The organism is Agrobacterium vitis (assembly GCF_014926405.1).
In the GTDB taxonomy this organism is placed as follows: Bacteria; Pseudomonadota; Alphaproteobacteria; order Rhizobiales; family Rhizobiaceae; genus Allorhizobium; species Allorhizobium vitis_H.
The window spans coordinates 1,684,316-1,701,231 of sequence record NZ_JACXXJ020000005.1 but is presented as its reverse complement, the minus strand read 5'-3'; the positions used below and the strand labels follow the sequence as shown (position 1 = coordinate 1,701,231).

At 56.8% G+C, this 16,916-nt stretch carries 17 protein-coding genes; 6 read left to right on the top strand and 11 right to left on the bottom strand.

The genetic code is table 11. The annotated features are described in order from the left end of the window. Positions 1 to 50: 50 nt before the first annotated feature. From IEI95_RS19150 to IEI95_RS19135, 4 genes are all read right to left on the bottom strand, one after another. Positions 51 to 1,223 carry a DUF2865 domain-containing protein gene (locus IEI95_RS19150; RefSeq protein WP_194416913.1) on the bottom strand — a complete coding sequence of 391 codons (1,173 nt, stop codon included), beginning with the start codon at positions 1,221 to 1,223 and terminating at the stop codon, positions 51 to 53. Between the two features lie 202 nt (positions 1,224 to 1,425). Beyond that, on the bottom strand, positions 1,426 to 2,070 hold the full coding sequence (locus tag IEI95_RS19145) for an acyl-homoserine-lactone synthase (RefSeq protein WP_156533238.1): 645 nt from the start codon (positions 2,068 to 2,070) through the stop codon (positions 1,426 to 1,428). 300 nt (positions 2,071 to 2,370) lie between these two features. Next, positions 2,371 to 3,111, bottom strand: coding sequence for a helix-turn-helix transcriptional regulator (locus tag IEI95_RS19140; RefSeq protein ID WP_194416912.1), 741 nt, complete (start codon positions 3,109 to 3,111; stop codon positions 2,371 to 2,373). A 363-nt stretch (positions 3,112 to 3,474) separates the two neighbouring features. After that, positions 3,475 to 5,781 (bottom strand): NADP-dependent malic enzyme, encoded by a 2,307-nt coding sequence (locus tag IEI95_RS19135; RefSeq protein ID WP_156533236.1) that lies wholly within the window; start codon positions 5,779 to 5,781, stop codon positions 3,475 to 3,477. 181 nt (positions 5,782 to 5,962) lie between these two features. Here IEI95_RS19135 and IEI95_RS19130 point away from each other — a divergent pair, with 181 nt between their 5' ends. The 5 genes from IEI95_RS19130 (at position 5,963) to IEI95_RS19110 (ending at position 11,044) form a co-directional block, all read left to right on the top strand. Continuing rightward, complete coding sequence (locus IEI95_RS19130; protein ID WP_015915778.1) at positions 5,963 to 6,823, top strand: UDP-2,3-diacylglucosamine diphosphatase; 861 nt, start codon at positions 5,963 to 5,965, stop codon at positions 6,821 to 6,823. A 187-nt stretch (positions 6,824 to 7,010) separates the two neighbouring features. Next, positions 7,011 to 8,141 (top strand): ABC transporter permease, encoded by a 1,131-nt coding sequence (locus IEI95_RS19125; RefSeq protein ID WP_156533235.1) that lies wholly within the window; start codon positions 7,011 to 7,013, stop codon positions 8,139 to 8,141. A 24-nt stretch (positions 8,142 to 8,165) separates the two neighbouring features. Next, positions 8,166 to 9,026: an ABC transporter ATP-binding protein gene (locus IEI95_RS19120; RefSeq protein ID WP_015915780.1), complete on the top strand. Its 861-nt coding sequence runs from the start codon at positions 8,166 to 8,168 to the stop codon at positions 9,024 to 9,026. A gap of 6 nt (positions 9,027 to 9,032) precedes the next feature. Beyond that, a complete protein-coding gene (locus IEI95_RS19115) occupies positions 9,033 to 10,400 on the top strand; it encodes an MlaD family protein (RefSeq protein WP_015915781.1) in 1,368 nt (455 codons plus the stop codon). 29 nt (positions 10,401 to 10,429) lie between these two features. Beyond that, a complete protein-coding gene (locus IEI95_RS19110; protein WP_015915782.1) occupies positions 10,430 to 11,044 on the top strand; it encodes an ABC-type transport auxiliary lipoprotein family protein in 615 nt (204 codons plus the stop codon). A gap of 18 nt (positions 11,045 to 11,062) precedes the next feature. Here the strand turns inward: IEI95_RS19110 and IEI95_RS19105 are convergent, their stop codons facing one another. Beyond that, on the bottom strand, positions 11,063 to 12,487 hold the full coding sequence (locus IEI95_RS19105) for an aminotransferase-like domain-containing protein (RefSeq protein ID WP_156533234.1): 1,425 nt from the start codon (positions 12,485 to 12,487) through the stop codon (positions 11,063 to 11,065). Between the two features lie 102 nt (positions 12,488 to 12,589). On the opposite strand from IEI95_RS19105, the gene IEI95_RS19100 reads away from it, so the two are divergent. Beyond that, positions 12,590 to 12,913, top strand: coding sequence for a DUF1127 domain-containing protein (locus IEI95_RS19100; protein WP_194416911.1), 324 nt, complete (start codon positions 12,590 to 12,592; stop codon positions 12,911 to 12,913). A gap of 25 nt (positions 12,914 to 12,938) precedes the next feature. Here IEI95_RS19100 and IEI95_RS19095 read toward each other — a convergent pair whose 3' ends face one another. From IEI95_RS19095 to IEI95_RS19070, 6 genes are all read right to left on the bottom strand, one after another. Continuing rightward, positions 12,939 to 13,496 (bottom strand): acyloxyacyl hydrolase, encoded by a 558-nt coding sequence (locus IEI95_RS19095; protein WP_156533232.1) that lies wholly within the window; start codon positions 13,494 to 13,496, stop codon positions 12,939 to 12,941. Positions 13,497 to 13,648: 152 nt separating this feature from the next. Further along, a complete protein-coding gene (locus tag IEI95_RS19090) occupies positions 13,649 to 14,035 on the bottom strand; it encodes a hypothetical protein (RefSeq protein WP_234891009.1) in 387 nt (128 codons plus the stop codon). Positions 14,036 to 14,079: 44 nt separating this feature from the next. Continuing rightward, on the bottom strand, positions 14,080 to 14,754 hold the full coding sequence (purQ, locus tag IEI95_RS19085; RefSeq protein WP_156533231.1) for a phosphoribosylformylglycinamidine synthase subunit PurQ: 675 nt from the start codon (positions 14,752 to 14,754) through the stop codon (positions 14,080 to 14,082). A 196-nt stretch (positions 14,755 to 14,950) separates the two neighbouring features. Then, positions 14,951 to 15,193, bottom strand: coding sequence for a phosphoribosylformylglycinamidine synthase subunit PurS (gene purS, locus IEI95_RS19080; RefSeq protein WP_194416910.1), 243 nt, complete (start codon positions 15,191 to 15,193; stop codon positions 14,951 to 14,953). 16 nt (positions 15,194 to 15,209) lie between these two features. After that, the gene (gene purC, locus IEI95_RS19075; RefSeq protein ID WP_015915788.1) at positions 15,210 to 15,974 is read right to left on the bottom strand and encodes a phosphoribosylaminoimidazolesuccinocarboxamide synthase; all 765 of its coding nucleotides are present in this window, start codon (positions 15,972 to 15,974) and stop codon (positions 15,210 to 15,212) included. A gap of 295 nt (positions 15,975 to 16,269) precedes the next feature. Next, positions 16,270 to 16,896 (bottom strand): RBBP9/YdeN family alpha/beta hydrolase, encoded by a 627-nt coding sequence (locus tag IEI95_RS19070; RefSeq protein WP_139191398.1) that lies wholly within the window; start codon positions 16,894 to 16,896, stop codon positions 16,270 to 16,272. Between the last annotated feature and the right edge of the window lie 20 nt (positions 16,897 to 16,916).

The following is a 16,916-nucleotide window of genomic DNA, read 5'->3' as shown; positions in this document are numbered from 1 at the left end:
TCCATAGATCGGGTAAAAAACCGGAATCGGTACGATTGCTGAAGGAGAACCTATTCCTGAACCGGTTGTGCGCCTGGAAGCGCTGGATGAACGAGGTCAATCTGGCTGGTGTTGGACGGCAGGAACGTTGGGCCGACGCGGCGTACCGATTGACGTCCGGGATCATAGGGTCGGCTCACTGCCTCAGGTTCAGGAACTGGCTTATTCGTGGCTTCCATGCCAGTCGTCGCCTTTTGGTCGGTCGACGTTTTGACCTGCGCACCAGGCGGGGCATCCATCTGTCTGGTGCTGGCGGCGGATCCATTGGATGTGATGGAAATGACTGAGGACCCGCCAGAATCAGTCCCCAAATCAGGCTTTGGAGCATTGGTCTGCAAGCCGTCAGAGTTGCTCCTGTTGCAACTGCATTGTCCCGGCTGCCCGGGTACCCGGCTGAGATAGGCGAAGGCATGGGGCATATCGCGATAAGGCTGGCCGGTCACGGTTGAAACCATATCCTTGGCCTCGTCGGTGAGGCGGGAATAATAGAGTTCGGCTTCAGTCCCTGGACAAAGCCGGTTGCATGTTTCGGCATCGCGACCAAAATCGCGGGCGGGTGTGCTGGGTGAGATCGGGAAAAAGCCGCCATCGCAGGTTCGGACGCAGAGCGTTCTGTATCCGCCCTGTCCCGAAGGCAGCATAAGCCCGTCGCTGGATGACGAGATCGGCGCCTCGTTGCGCAATGGATAATCGGGATAGACCGGGGCCTCAAAGGGCCTGGCAGTCTCCAGGCTGTCATCCGCGTCCTGGAGTGCCGAGGCCGGTTCGGTGATATCACAGCCATTCGATTGCAAAGCAGCCGTCAGCTCCTCGTGGCGGGGATTGACGCCGCCCTTCATGCCCGCCGCGTTGCGTTCGATCAGAAGCTGACGCTTGTTTTCCTGCATCACGGCAAGGCTTTCCTGCATTGGCGCGCAGAGATCCTGTCCATGTCCGTCGATAATGGCGATACTGGAGGAGCATCCGGCTTGTTGCAGGGTGCGTTGCAATTTACGGATCTCGAAATCCTGCCGGGTCACAGCTCCCGAATAGGCACGCACGCCCTGGGAATTGCCAATCACCACAGGTGTCTGGGCAAGCTCGGCCCGAATGGCCTCGCAGCTTGGGGCGGCCCGCGCCGAACCGGCTGGCCCGAGGGCAATGAAACAACAGGACGCGACAACGATGAGAGCGATAGCGCGCATGCGGATCCATAAGCCATGCTATTGGGGCCACGCTATTGGGCCGGTTGACGGGACACTAAACAAGCCAAGTGAAAAGGAACATAGGGCAGGGTATTGGAAACGCCAACCCGTAATCCTGTTTTAGCAATCCCGTCTGGCAAGGCCAAGAGGCCGACCATACGAGCAGCCATTGTCGGCGGCTCTTCGTATATGAGACGCCACGTCAGGCGGCGCGTGCCTGTTCCAGTGACATGGGTGTATCGAGCAGGCGTCCGGTGATGGCAGCAATGTTTTTCATGGCATCGAGCATGCCGGTATCGATCTCCCAGGCAATTGCCACGGCATGAACCGAGCCGATCTTATGCGGCGCGCCAATTCGTTCACCGGGGCAGCCCATGCGGCGAAACATCCGCTCCAAAAACACATCTGTCACGGTGACGATATGCGTAAGCCCCGATGCAAGGCCCAGTTCACCAACACCACACATCAGCTCGGCTGCGGCAATGCTGACCTGGTTGGAAGATCGGTCCAGGGAAATTTCCGGATCAATGCAGAACCGGCTCGATTCCCACATGGAAATGTCACGAATGGCCGGCTTTCCGTCCAATAAGATGGGAAAGGTATCATCCAGCATATTCGGGCCAAGCGTCGGCAGCAGGCGGAGCGAGCCGCGCAACCGGCCTGTCCTGTCGTCATAAGATAAAACGTAAATCGGATTGGCATCATCATAGTGATCCATCTCGAAATCGCCCTGTACAACGACATCCCATTTCAAAAGATCATGAAATACTTTTTTTCGCAGGCGAAACATGTCTGCCAATGCCGCCTGTTGCGTCTGCTTATGTCGGCTGTTCAGAATTTTGAGCATGCGTGTCTCCTTAATTGGAAGGTGACACAATATGAGTGTAAAAAAATCCCAATAAAACTGACGGTAGCGACAGTTTAACTGACAAGAATTGACCGTTAAACTGCTCCGATTCACCATATCATACCAAGGTATCGAAGATGAGGAGCACTCCCCGTCTTGAGGGTATTGAAAATATCTAAAACACATACGCCGCATGAATTTTTTGCAAAAGCAATACGGACCGCCATCTATCAATGATAGTGCGGATCACCCAACTGCGGAGATGTCTGGCGAAAATAAGCTATGGAGGGCGGTGGAGGGTTATAGTGGTGCTTCCGGTGGGATCAGACCGCGTTGCAAGGCCTTTGCCACCGCTTGAGTGTTGGAGACGGCGTCGAGTTTGGTGCGGGCATTGGCCATGAAATACCGCACGGTCCGTTCCGAGATGCCAAGGATCACGGCAGTTTCCCAATAGCTTTTGCCCGCAGCCGTCCACCGCAGAGTTTCCTGTTCCCGTCGGGTCAGGCTGGGTACTCCTCCGATCCGAGCACCATCGCAGCGTTTGACCAGGCCTGCGTGGAATTTCCCCGCCAGAAGGTGAACGTCGCGGTCATGGCAGCGGCGAAAGCGTCGCCACTCCTCCTCACATGTATTGCTTGCAATAGCGAGAATTGCGCCGCGTCCATCGACCGAAAGCAGCGGATAGCTGACGGCTTGCCTCGGCAACGGCAGATCGCGCAGCTTGCTGCGCAACAGAAGGCCCTCTTCGCTCAATTGCGCGAGGTCATGCATATCGACCGGTTCCATGGCCCGGCTCAGCTGTGACAAGACGTTACGCAAAACAGGCGCATCAAGCATGAGGATAGGGTCTTTTGCCTGCTGATCGAATGTATGCCCGTATCGATAGACCTGAGCGCCAGCCGAGGTGATGGAAGCGTCCATGTAAAGACAGCCGGACAGGTTGTAGCTGGTTTGCAGGCGATTCAGGAAATCGGTCCATTTCGCGCTGGTGGCGGTCTCCAGCCAATCGAGCAAATTGAAATAAATGTTATCGTCAAACATGAAAGCCCCGCAATTTCTAAGGGTTTATTTTCTACCTTTGAGGGCAAATGTCCATGTGTCGAATAAGGTTTCCGGTCTGCGATTTTATGTTTTGCGAAGACAACTGTGTCCGGTTCGAACACCGACAACTCCGTTTCCAAGGAAACAGAGCAAGGGAAACCAGTGCATGAGAGGACCAGCGCGATTGAGAGGATAATAAACAGATGGTGTCCGAGAATATCATCTTCGCCCGGCTCGGCATGACGTTTGCCAGGAAAAATGGGAGCCGGTCTTCCTGAAAGGAAACGCAAGCAGGCAAAAAAAATCACCCAGGATCGGAATGAACCTGGGTGATTACAGAATACGAAAGACCCAAAGTGGGGGTCAGACCTGCTGGTTGGCTTCCACCACGGCAAGAGCGGCCATATTGACAACGCCACGTGAGGTCACGGACGTCGACAGAACATGCGCTGGCTGGGCGGCTCCCAGAAGGATTGGGCCGACATGCAAAGCATCGGTAAAGGTGCGAACGAGACCCAGCGAAATATTGGCGGAATCGAGGTTGGGGAAAACCAGCAGGTTTGCATCGCCCGACAGCGTGCTGTTGGGAATGGCGCGCCGACGCAAAGTCTCCGACAGGGCCGAACCGCCCTGCATTTCACCATCGACTTCCAACTCAGGCGCTTCCTTGCGCAGGATCTCAAGCGCTGCGCGCATCTTGCGGGCGCTTTCGCAATTGCGCGAGCCGAAATTGGAATGAGACAGAAGTGCGGCTTTCGGCGTGATGCCGAACTGGCGAATGGCCTGGGCGGCCAGAATGGTCATTTCCGCCACTTCTTCCGCCGTTGGATTTTCGGTCACGAATGTATCGGTCATGAAAACCGCACCACGCTGGGAAATCAGCAGGCTGAGACCGGAAAAGTCCCGGACATTCGGCTTTTTGCCGAGAATTTGACCGACATCGTGAACATGCCTGTCAAACCGGCCTTCAACGCCACAGATCAGCGCATCGGCTTCGCCGCGCTTCAACGATAGCGCGCCGATCACGGTGGTATTGGTGCGCACGATGGTTCTTGCGGCTTCGGGATTGATACCGGACCGTCCAACCAGCGCTACATAATCGTCCACATAGTCTCGGTAGCGTGGATCGTCTTCCGGATTGACGATGGCAAAATCGATGCCGGGCCGGATGCGCAGGCCAAAGCGTTTCAGGCGCGTTTCGATAATCTGCGGACGACCGATCAGGATCGGTTCACCAATTCCGTCTTCCAGCAGCACCTGGGCAGCGCGCAACACCCGTTCATCCTCGCCTTCGGCAAAGATCACCCGCTTTTTCACAGCCGCTTTTGCATTGGCAAAGATCGGCTTCATGATGAAGCCGGAGCGGAACACGAAACGGCTCAGAGTATCGAGATAGCTGTCGTAATCGGCAATCGGCCTGCGGGCGACGCCACTCTCTTCGGCGGCTTTTGCCACGGCGGGCGCAATGCGCAGGATGAGGCGTGGGTCAAAAGGCGAGGGGATCAGATATTCAGGTCCGAAAGTCGGTGAATCGCCGGTATAGGCCTTGGCTGCGACTTCAGAGACTTCCTCGCGGGCGAGTGCTGCGATGGCCTTGACAGCGGCCATCTTCATCTCTTCGTTGATCGTGGTCGCGCCGCAATCCAGAGCGCCCCGGAAGATATAAGGAAAGCAGAGAACGTTATTGACCTGGTTGGGATAGTCCGACCGGCCGGTGCAGATCATCGCGTCGGGACGGGCGGTGCGCGCCAGTTCCGGCATAATTTCGGGCTTCGGATTGGCCAGAGCCATGATCAGCGGGCTTGGCGCCATCTGTTCCAGCAGTTCCGGCTTCAGAACGCCCGCAGCGGACAGGCCGAGAAATACATCTGCACCGCCGATGCTTTCGGCAAGCACCCGCTTGTCGCTTTCCTGGGCATAGACCTCTTTCCATGGGTCCATCAGCTCGTTACGGCCCTTGTAGACCAGGCCCTCAATGTCATGAACCCAGATGTTTTCACGTTTCGCGCCAAGTGCAACCAGAAGGTTGAGGCAGGCAAGAGCCGCAGCGCCTGCGCCTGACGCGACGATCTTGACGTCGCCGATGGTTTTACCGGCCAGTTCAAGGCCGTTCAGAATGGCTGCGGCGACGATGATCGCGGTGCCATGCTGGTCGTCATGAAACACCGGAATATTCATCCGGTCGCGCAATTGTTGCTCGATCTCAAAGCATTCCGGGGCCTTGATATCCTCAAGGTTGATGCCACCGAAGGTTGGTTCCAGCGATGCGACGGTGGAGACCATGGCATCGACAGTCATGGCGTCGACCTCGATGTCAAACACATCGATACCGGCGAATTTTTTGAACAGGACGGCTTTGCCTTCCATGACCGGCTTTGAGGCCAGAGGGCCGATATTGCCGAGGCCGAGGACGGCGGTGCCGTTGGAAATCACCGCGACCAGATTGGCGCGGGCCGTGTAATCGTCAGCGGCTTGTGGATTATCGCGAATCGCAAGGCAGGGGGCGGCAACACCCGGAGAATAGGCAAGCGCCAGATCGCGCTGGTTGCCCAGCGGCTTAGTTGCCTGGATCTCTAATTTGCCGGGGCGGGGATGCAAATGGTAGAACAGAGCCTGTTCGTCCAGATCGCCAGAGGCGGGCGAATTCGTCTTGGTTTTGTCGTCGGTCATGCTTCTTGCCGCTTCATCGTTCATCTCTTCCCATCTCTTACAACAAATCGTTCCACGGACCAGAACATATTTCTGGGGGGCATGGCAATTGCAGCCCATCGGTGTGTTGCCCGTGTCATCATCCTGAAACACGAGTCTGATTTTGAGAGCATGCCAAAGCTGATCGTAAAGGACCATTCCCGTGAGCGACGAAACCGAAACGCGACATGTGAGAACCCTCTTCATTTCGGATGTGCATCTCGGCTCTAAGGCCGCAAAAACTGATTTTTTGCTGGATTTCCTGCGTGTTTACGATGCCGACACCATCGTTCTGGTTGGCGATATCGTCGACGGCTGGCGGTTGAAACGCAGCTGGTATTGGCCTCAAGGCTGTAATGATGTGGTGCAGAAATTGCTGCGCAAGGCGCGCAAGGGGACAAGAATTGTCTATATCCCCGGAAATCACGACGAATTCCTCCGGGGTTTTCCCGGAACCCATTTTGGGGGAATCGAAGTGCTGGACCAGATGATTCACGAGACGGCGGATAACAAGCGCTATCTGGTTCTGCATGGCGACCAGTTCGATGTGGTGGTGCGCAATGCGCGCCTGCTCGCCTATATGGGTGACTGGGCTTATGACATGGCGATTGCCATCAACGTGGTTCTGGCGGCTGTCCGCCGCCGGATGGGCATGCCCTATTGGTCATTTTCTGCCTGGGCCAAGCTACAGGTCAAGCATGCGGTCAATTTTATCGGAGAATTCCAGAAAGTCGTTGCTGACGAAGCGCGCCGCAACGACGTGCATGGTGTGATCTGTGGCCATATCCATCATGCTGTCATGGAGGATGTCGGCGGTATCCATTACATCAATACCGGTGATTGGGTGGAAAGCTGCACTGCGGTGGCCGAACATCATGACGGTCATTTTGAATTGATCGAATGGGGTACGCGCTATAATGCCGCTGATCAACCGCGCCTGCTGGGTCCGCCGGAGCCGATTCGCATCTTTCCGGTGGAAAACCCCGCTGGAACAGAAACGCAGGCGGCACGCTGCAACGCCTAAAATGGTTATAGGTGACAAAAGCCTGTGGACCGAAGTGTTGCCCATAGGTTGATCGACACTTTTCCCGCAAAGATCAGTGGAATTGTCGCGCGGGAACGATATATAGTCGTCAGCATCAAGCCGATGGCGGCTTGCCCACTCTCTGAGTGATGGCTTTGAAAGTGTATACGTTTTGAGTTCCGGTCAGATGGACAATGCCACGGTCGATGCCGAACAGCTGGAAGGGGAGGCCGGGCAGCGGCTTCGCCTGAGTGGTTCGTGGCGCAATACCACGGTTGATACCGTGATTCCAAAACTGCTGGAAATGCGCGAAACGCTGAACGGCCATGTCGAGATCGACATTACCGGCATTTCAAGTCTCGATACATCGGGCGCATGGATTATCCGCCGCATCGAACTGGCCGCCGCCAAGCACGGCGATGTGCAGATTGTCGGTGGCAGCGACGCGATGCGGGAGCTGATTTCCGCGCTGCCCGAACAGCCGCCTTTGCCAGAAAAGGTCGTGGATCGTCGTCCCTTCTTCCAGCGGGTGTTAGAGCCGGTTGGCAAGATGAGCGTCAGCTTGTTCGAAGACGTGTTAGCCATGAGCTATGTGCTCGGCTCGGCGGTGCGTGGCACGCAATCCAAGGAAAGACGCGGCGGGCGGGCGTCCATTGCTTCCATCGTCAATCAGCTAGACCATATGGGCCTGCGGGCGGTGCCGATCATCCTGCTGATGTCCTTCCTGATCGGGGCGATCATCGCCCAGCAGGGCGCATTCCAGCTTCGCTATTTCGGCGCCGAAGTCTTCGTGGTCGACCTGGTTGGCATTCTGCAATTGCGCGAGATTGGCGTTCTGTTGACCGCCATCATGATCGCTGGCCGTTCAGGCAGCGCCATCACCGCTGAAATCGGCTCGATGAAGATGCGCGAGGAAGTGGATGCGTTGAAGGTTATCGGCCTCAATCCGATCGGCGTTCTGGTGTTGCCGCGTATCGTCGCTCTGGTCATTGCACTGCCGCTTCTGACGGTTATCGCCAATTTTGCGGCACTTTACGGTGCTGCGGTCGTGTCTTTTGCCTATTCCGGCATTACCTTTCAGGTCTTCGTGACCCGTCTGCATGACGCCGTGGATTACGCCACCTTCGCCGCTGGCCTGATCAAGGCGCCGTTCATGGCTGTGGTGATCGGCATCGTCGCGGCGGTGGAGGGCATGAAGGTTGGCGGCAGCGCCGAGTCGCTTGGCCAGCACGTCACGGCATCGGTGGTGAAATCGATCTTCGTCGTCATCCTCATGGATGGGCTGTTTGCCGTATTCTACGCAGCGATCAATTTTTAAGGGGCCGCCGTGGAACATCAAGACCTGAACAATCAAGACAGAGACAATCACCCGACACAGGAAGTGCCGCCGCTCAAGGAAGGGCGCGAAGCGGTGCTGTCCGTGCGTGGTCTGACTGTTGGTTTCGGTGAAAAACTGGTGCTGGACAATCTCGATCTCGATGTCTATCGCGGCGAAATTCTCGGTTTTGTCGGGGCTTCGGGTGCGGGGAAATCGGTGCTGATGCGCACGGTGTTGAGGCTTTTGCCGCGCCAGGCCGGTCAGATCCATATTCTGGGCGCAGACTACGATGCTGTCAGCGCTGCCGAGCGTTCCAATCTCGATACACGTCTTGGTGTGCTGTTCCAGCATGGCGCCTTGTTTTCCGCCCTGACGGTCAAGGAAAACATCCAATTGCCGATGCGGGAATATCTGAAGCTTCCGCAAGTGCTGATGGATGAACTGGCCTATCTGAAAATCCAGATGGTTGGCCTTTCTGCGGATGCCGGGGACAAATACCCCTCGGAATTATCCGGCGGCATGATCAAGCGGGCGGCTTTGGCGCGTGCGCTGGCGCTTGACCCGGACCTGGTGTTTCTCGATGAACCGACCTCCGGCCTCGACCCAATTGGCGCTGCCGAGTTCGATGATTTGATTGCCCGTCTGCGCGATACGCTGGGGCTGACCGTCTATATGGTGACCCATGACCTCGACAGCCTGTTTTCGGTCTGCGATCGCATCGCTGTGCTCGGACAGAAACGAGTCTTGGTTGAAGGACCGTTAACGGATATGCTCGCCTGCGACGATGACTGGGTCAAATCCTATTTCCGGGGCAAACGGGCGCGCTCCATTCCCAAACATCAGGAAATGCGCGGCACCCGCGCGATTGCCGGCACGATTGATTGAGATCCTATGGAAACCAAAGCAAATTACACCATCGTCGGCTTGTTCACGCTTCTTGTGATCCTTGCGGCATTTGGTTTTGTCTACTGGATGGCCGAATATGGCCGTGGTGGTCCAATGTCACCACTGACCATCCGCATCCCTGGCTCCGCCAATGGTCTGAGCGTCGGCTCTCCGGTGCGTTTCAACGGCATCCAGATCGGCTCGGTCGTTTCCTTGAGCATCGATCGTGATGATCCGGCCTTTTCCATCGCTGAGACACAGGTGCAACAGGATGCGCCCATTCGCTCCAATACCAAGGCGGCGCTTGAGGTTCAGGGCCTGACCGGTGCGGCCTATGTCGAAATGTCGGGTGGCGTTGGTGGCGACGATTTGCTGAAGAAAGCCCAGGAAACCGGCAAGACGGCGGTCCTGGTGGCCGATCAGTCCAGCCTGACCAATCTTCTGGCGACGGCTGACAAGATCATGAAGCGCGCCGATGACGCTATCGCCAATGTTCAGGGTTTCGTTGCCGATGCGCGCGGGCCGTTGACGAATACGATGCGCAACGCTGAAACTTTTTCCAAGGCTCTGGCCGACAATGCCGATGGTATCGACACTTTCCTGAAGAGCGTCAGCGCGCTCTCGGATACGATCACCGGTCTGTCCGGACGGCTTGATTCGACACTTGCCGCAGCCGAAGACCTGCTGAAGGCAGTGGACCGCAACAAGGTCAACCAGATCCTGACCAATGCCGAAACCTTTACCGGCAAGATTGCCGATGCCTCCGACAAAGTCGGTGTCGCCGTCGACAATTTTTCGGCGACGGCAAAGACCTTCAACGATTTCGGCGTGAAGGCCGAGGGAACGCTAGGACAGGTCAACGCGCTGATTGCCGCGATTGATACGCAGAAGGTCTCGCGTGTCGTGGATGATGTTTCCGTGGCCGTTACCGACGCCCGCAGTGCTGCTGCCAATGTCCAATCGGTGACCGAGACCTTCAAGGATCGTAAACCGGATATCGACCAGGCCATCAGTGACTTTACCCAGCTTTCCAACCGGTTGAACAACGCCTCGACCAGGGTTGATGGTATTCTGGCCAAGGTCGATGCGCTGCTGGGCTCCGACGATACCAATTCGCTTTCGGCTGAGGCCAAGCGCACGCTCCAGTCCATTCGCGCCGTGGCTGACAATCTCAACCAGAAGATCGGCCCGATTGCCGACAACCTGTCGAAATTCTCGTCTTCCGGCCTGAAGGACATTCAGACGCTGGTCAACGATACGCGCAGCACCGTGAAGAACCTGGATGACACGATCAGCAATTTTGACCGCGATCCGCAACGGCTGATCTTCGGTGGCGACAACGTCAAGCAATATGATGGGCGGACAAGACGGTGACAGGTTTTTCCGTGAAAAAGGGACAGATGATGGGGTATTCTTTAGCGGTTCTGCGTCCAATGGCGGTGTTGCGCGCCGCTTGTGCCCTGTCCATTCTCGGCGTGATGCTGGCGGGCTGCGGCACGTCGCCGAATGACACATATGATCTGGCCAGTATCCGTGCCGCCACCACGACCCAATCTGCTCAGAAACGGCAGGTTCTGGTTGCCGATCCGACCGCGCTGAAAGTGCTCGACAGCGACATGATCGTGGTGCGCGTTTCCGGCACGGAAATGCAATATCTTGCCAAGTCGCAATGGAGCGACAAGCTGCCGCGCATGGTGCAGTCAAAACTGGTCGAGGCTTTCGAAAATACCGGTAAGCTTGGCGGCGTCGGCAAGCCGGGGCAGGGCTTGGCAATCGATTATCAATTGCTGTCCGATATCAGGACGTTCGAAGTCGAGGCCGGCGGTATTCGCCGGGCCAATGTCGAGATTTCCGTCAAGCTGCTCAATGACCGCAATGGCAGTGTGATTTCCCAGAAGGTGTTTTCCGCCAGCGTTCCCGCCCGTGGCGGCGATAATCAGGCGCTTGTCAACGCTCTCTCGCAGGCTTTCGCCAAGGTTAGCGGCGATATCGTCAACTGGACGCTGACGACGATCTGATCTCTGTAGGCGACGCCGTCACATGACGGCGTTGCTGCCGACCGGGATCTGGTCGAGGATCCGCCTGAGCGTGATCAGGCCACCTTCGGCGATGCTTCGATCCCGCCCTTCGCTGAAGCCGGCGCGGATATGGTGGAAGACCCGCGATGAACGGGCCGGTTTGAACTCGTCCTCATCGTCGATCAACACGCCCTGGTCCAGTGCGGCCTGCTTGAATGTGCCGGAGAGCCATGGTTCCGGCAATTTCAGCCAGAAATACGGCAGGCGTGGATGCGAGCGGAATTCGTAGCCTTCGAACAACTGCCGGACAATCTGTTCCCGAGCCGAAAGCTCTTCCAGCACCCGCCCGCGAATATCATCCGCAGCCCCCGACAGAACCAGACGTGCCGACAGTTCCGCCAGCAGGAAGGGCAGGCCGCCGCAGACCATTTTCTGGGTGACGCGGACGCGTTGGCTCATATGGTCAGGGCAGGCTACCCAGCCGCCGCGCACTCCAGCTGCGACGGATTTCGACAGGCTGTTGAGCAGAAATGTCCGGTCTGGCGCCAGTTGGGCCAGCAGCGGAATGCCATCGCCCACCAGCGCCCCATAAATGTAATCCTCGATCAGCCAGACATTATAACGGCGGGCTATTTCTACGATCTCCAGCCGCCGTGACAGGGGCAGGCAGGATAGCGTCGGATTTTGGCCCGATGACATGATGAAGGCTGCCTTTGGGTGCTCGCGTGCGCAGACCCGTTCAAAGTCCTCCGGCATGATGCCGTCATGGTCTGAATCCACCAACGCAATCTGGCGACCCATCAGCGAGGCGCTACGGGCAATCTGTGAATAGGTCAGGTGTTCGCAAACGATCCGGTCACCCGTGCCGCTGATCGCGGCGATCACCGCATTCACTCCGGCATGTACACCCATCTGTGGAACGATATTGGCAGCCTCTGGGCTCCAGTCGCCATTCGATAGCCAGCGGCGGCCCGCTTCCAGCCAGTCCGGTAGCAGGGTCCGGGTGTAGCTGGCGATCTCGTCCGGTTGATCGCGGGCAATATCTGTCATCAAACGGCCGATAATGTCCGCCTGGCCGACATCGATGGCAGCGGTGGTGTCAAAACGCAGCTTGCCCGGCGGCGGCGACAGCGTTCGCGTGCCGCCATAGGTGAGGGTAACCGGGTCGCGATGACTATCGGTTTCGCTCTCGGCCAGGCTTGACTGGACGTAAGTGCCGCGCCCGACTTCACCCGTCACCAGCCCACGTTCCCGCAATAGCGCATAGGCTCGGGTAATTGTCCCGATTGTTACCTTCAAATCAAAGGCAAGATCCCGCTGCGGCGGCAGCTTTGCGCCGGACGACAACCTCCCGGTCTTGATATCCGCCTCTGCCCGATCCGCAATCCTGATATAAAGCGGACCCTCTGCTGTCGAAAGGTCGGGGAGCCAATGTGTTACCATGACAATTATCCTTATTGTCACCTTCAATAGTACGATTGTATCTATAAATGCACGGATAACAAGTGACGCAATCAAAGATTACAAGATTTCAGGATAATGGTGATGGTGACAATAGATACAATTATCTTGCGGGACGCGGATGTTGCTGGCAATGCCCAGTCGAGCAATCATCACGGCAGTGGTTTGCGTGGTCCTGTATGGCGGCTCTTGAAAAATATCGGGACGGTGAGGGGACGTCTGAAGCGGTGGCAGGTTATGCGCCGGACCCGAAAGGACCTTACGGATCTGGATGCGTGTCTGTTACGCGATATCGGCATATCGCGTGACGAAGCCCGCTTGGAAATGCGTAAGTCTATTTATCTTCACTGGACAGCTGAACTTTTGCCGCCGCATCATCATGCGCCGATCAAGTTCCCCATGCTCTAGTCCAGCCGATCATTGAGCATGATCGTCAGAATTTATAACCGACCATCACGCCCGCCCGGGTCATCCCATCATTCGGATCGCAGAGATCGGCGTTTGAAGCGTGCTCGATCTGCCCCATGATGCTCCAGGTCTTGTTGATGCGGTAGCCGAGCGCTGCATATTCCCGAAACAGCACGCGGCAGCCAAGATCAGGGCCGTTGCGGTGTTGCTCATCAATGGCGCCATCATGGATCACGCCGCCAAAGCCTGCTTCGATAAAGGCTTTGGAGGAGAAGATGTCGGTCGTCCAACTGAAACCGGCATAGATCTGATTGTTGAGGCTGTCGCCACCGATTTCTCCGCCGACATGAACCCTTGGCCGTGCGAGGCTGTCAAGGAAACCGGAGGCGGAATCGCGGGAGAATGGGTCGAACAACATGGTGACTTCACCGGCGCCACCATGTTCATGGCCCTGGATTGAGGTGACGGCCCCGAAACGCAATTCGTCGAAAATAGTGTCGTCAGCAAATGCGGATTGGTTGGTAATGGTAAACAGCAAAAGGCCAGCCAAGGCTGATGCTCTTATCGAAGACAGCGCAATCATTGTTATTCAAATTCCTCGCTCGAATCCCGATGATTCGCCGAGGTTTAATTTGCCAATTTTTCCAAGCAAACGCAGTGTCAAAATCGCCACGCTGGGCATTTATCGCCGCGTGGCCGAGGCGCTGTCGCGCGGTTCAGCGTTTCATCGAAACATTAACGGCAGGCTGACGATCCGTTTGCCCAGCGCTTGACGTCGGCAGAAATACGGCCGGACAGGGGCTCGTTCATGACAGGGCCGAAGGCCTGAAGCCTGGCGGGCGTGCCTTGCGCCATGACCACCAGCAGGGGACGGATGTCGCCGCTGCCCTTGCGCACCAAGAGAATGCGCGGCTGGCCTGAATAGGAGGTCAACTCGGCATCCATGCGATAGGCTTTGAAAGCCGGATCTCCGGACTTGAACCAACAGGATGAGGCGCTGACCATCACCCGCTCCATCACGTCAAGGGCGCTTTGTGGCTTCACGGCAGCAGGCGGTGTCGGCTTGCAAGCACCCAGCATGGCGAGACCCGCAAGGGCGATCATAAAAAATGGCTTGCGCATGAGTGAATCCGAGTCCGATTTGTAATTCAGGTCAACAACCGGTCTCAGGCTGCGGCGACGACGTCGAGAGCGGACGCAAACAGACCACGCCCATCATTGCCGCCATGGGCGGCTTCGATCAGGTTTTCCGGATGCGGCATCATTCCCAGCACATTGCCCTTGGCGTTGATAACACCGGCAATATTGTTGAGCGAGCCGTTCGGGTTGGTGCCTTCAGCATAGCGAAACACCACCTGGCCATTGCCTTCGATGGATTGCAGCGTCTCGGCATCGGCAAAATAATTGCCGTCGTGATGGGCGACCGGGCAACGGATGATCTGCCCTGCGGCATAAGCGCGGGAAAAATCCGTATCGTCATTGACGACTTCCAGCTTCACTTCGCGGCAGACAAATTTCAACGATGCATTGCGCATCAATGCGCCTGGCAGCATGCCTGCTTCCAGCAGAATCTGGAAACCGTTGCAGACGCCGAGAACCTTGACACCCTGATCCGCCTTGGCCTTGATGGCCTGCATGACGGGCATGCGCGCCGCAATGGCACCGCAACGCAGATAGTCGCCATAGGAAAAGCCGCCGGGAATGACGATCAGGTCGACATCCGGGATTTCGGTTTCCGTCTGCCAGATGGTAATGGGTGCAGTGCCGGAAATCTTGGTCAGAGCCGCGATCATATCGCGGTCACGGTTCAGGCCGGGCAATTGAACAACGGCTGATTTCATGGCGTCGGCTCCCACTTGACTGTCTGTTCCAGACGCTGCCGGGTTGATGTTTCAACCAGGCGGCTTCCAGATCTTCTTGATGTCGTTTGTCTGTTCGGAAAACCGGTTTTCACTGTTCCCTGACAAACTCTAACCTATCCTGCGTTAGATTAAACGCATTCCGGCTTTGCCGTCCCCGTCGCCGGGAACAGTTCGCTCAATCGATCGAGATCGCGTAATTTTCGATCACGGTATTGGCCAGCAGCTTTTCGCACATGGCTTTCAATTCTGCTTCTGCCGCAGACTTGTCGGCGGTATCGAGCGACAGGTCGAAAACCTTGCCCTGGCGGACATGGTTGACGCCACCGAAGCCGAGCGCGCCGAGCGCTCCTTCGATAGCCTTGCCTTGCGGGTCCAGAACGCCGTTTTTCAACGTAACGGTGACGCGAGCCTTAATCACGAGTGTGTCTCCAGAACTACTTGACCAGAACCGGGCCGGTGCCGCGAACGGGTTCGTTTTCATTGATGATGCCGAGACGGCGCGCCACTTCCTGATAGGCTTCCAGCAGCCCGCCCATATCGTGGCGGAAGCGGTCCTTGTCCAGTTTCTCGTGGGTTTCGACGTCCCAAAGGCGGCAGCTGTCGGGCGAAATCTCGTCGGCCAAAACGATGCGCATCATGTCACCTTCGTAGAGGCGGCCGCATTCGATCTTGAAATCGACCAGCTGAATGCCGATACCGAGGAAAAGCCCGGAAAGGAAGTCATTGACGCGGATGGCCAGCGCCATGATATCGTCCAGCTCAGCCGGATTGGCCCAGCCAAACGCGGTGATATGCTCTTCCGAGACGATCGGATCTTCCAGCGCATCGGACTTGTAATAGAATTCGATGATGGAGCGCGGCAGAACCACGCCTTCCTCGATGCCGAGACGCTTGGACAGGGAACCGGCGGCGACATTGCGCACAACGATTTCCAGCGGGATGATTTCCACTTCCTTGATCAGCTGCTCACGCATGTTGAGGCGACGGATGAAGTGGGTGGGAATGCCGATCTTGTTCAGATGCGTGTAGACATATTCGCAGATGCGATTGTTCAACACGCCTTTGCCGTCGATAACATCATGCTTTTTCTTGTTGAAGGCTGTTGCATCATCCTTGAAAAACTGGATCAGCGTGCCCGGCTCAGGACCCTCGTACAGGATCTTGGCCTTGCCTTCGTAAATACGGCGGCGACGGTTCATGACGGTTTGTCTCTATTGTTGGCGTCGCACAAGGGACGCTCTGTGTCACTGGTTGAGGCGGTCCATAAAGGAAAACGCGGCTTTTCACAATCCGGCTCTTGCCCCTTCCTTGTTTTTCTGGTCGCGCCCTTGTTCGGGTGCGTCCCTACTGACTGCCTGCTTCCTCCCGAACAATCCCCAATGCAGATATTATCGGCCAGGGAGAATCGCGATCCGTCACAGCAGCCCAGGATATTATCTTTAGCACAGCGGTGCCGAACCACGAAATCCATGGCCGTAGAAAGCCATGGATAAGTCAGTCCTCGGCGGAAAGTTTGCTGAGAAACTGAGCAAACACCATGGTGCCTTCCGGCCAGGGACCATGACCGGACTCGGCATTGAGATGGCCTGCCTCGCCTGCATCGACGACAAGTCCTCCCCAAGCCTTTGCAATATCCTCGGCATGGTCATAGGTGCCAAACGGATCGTTGCGGCTGGCGACGATCAATGTGGGAAAAGGCAGGGGCGTACGGGGATAGGGGCCGAACGTCATCAAGTGGCGGGGCCGGATTGCCGAATTGGCCACGTCCGGCGGTGCCACGAGAAAGGCACCGGCCACCTTGCGTTGGAAATGCGGCACGGCATGCACGATCGTTGGCACACCCAGCGAGTGGCCCACCAGCACGACCGGTTTTTCGGCACGGTTGACCTCTTCCACCAGCCGCTTGACCCAATCTTCCCGGACAGGCTTTGCCCATTCGGCCTGCTCGACGCGGCGCGCGGTGGACAATTTGCCCTCCCAACGGCTTTGCCAATGGTCCGGCCCGGAATTGGTATAGCCGGGAACGATCAAAATTTCTGCTTGCGATGCCTTCATGCCGCTTATCTGCGATCCGTAGCGCCTTGCGTCAAGAGTGTGAGCGCGGCAAGGATAAAAGAAAATGGTTTGTCTTGCCTACCAAT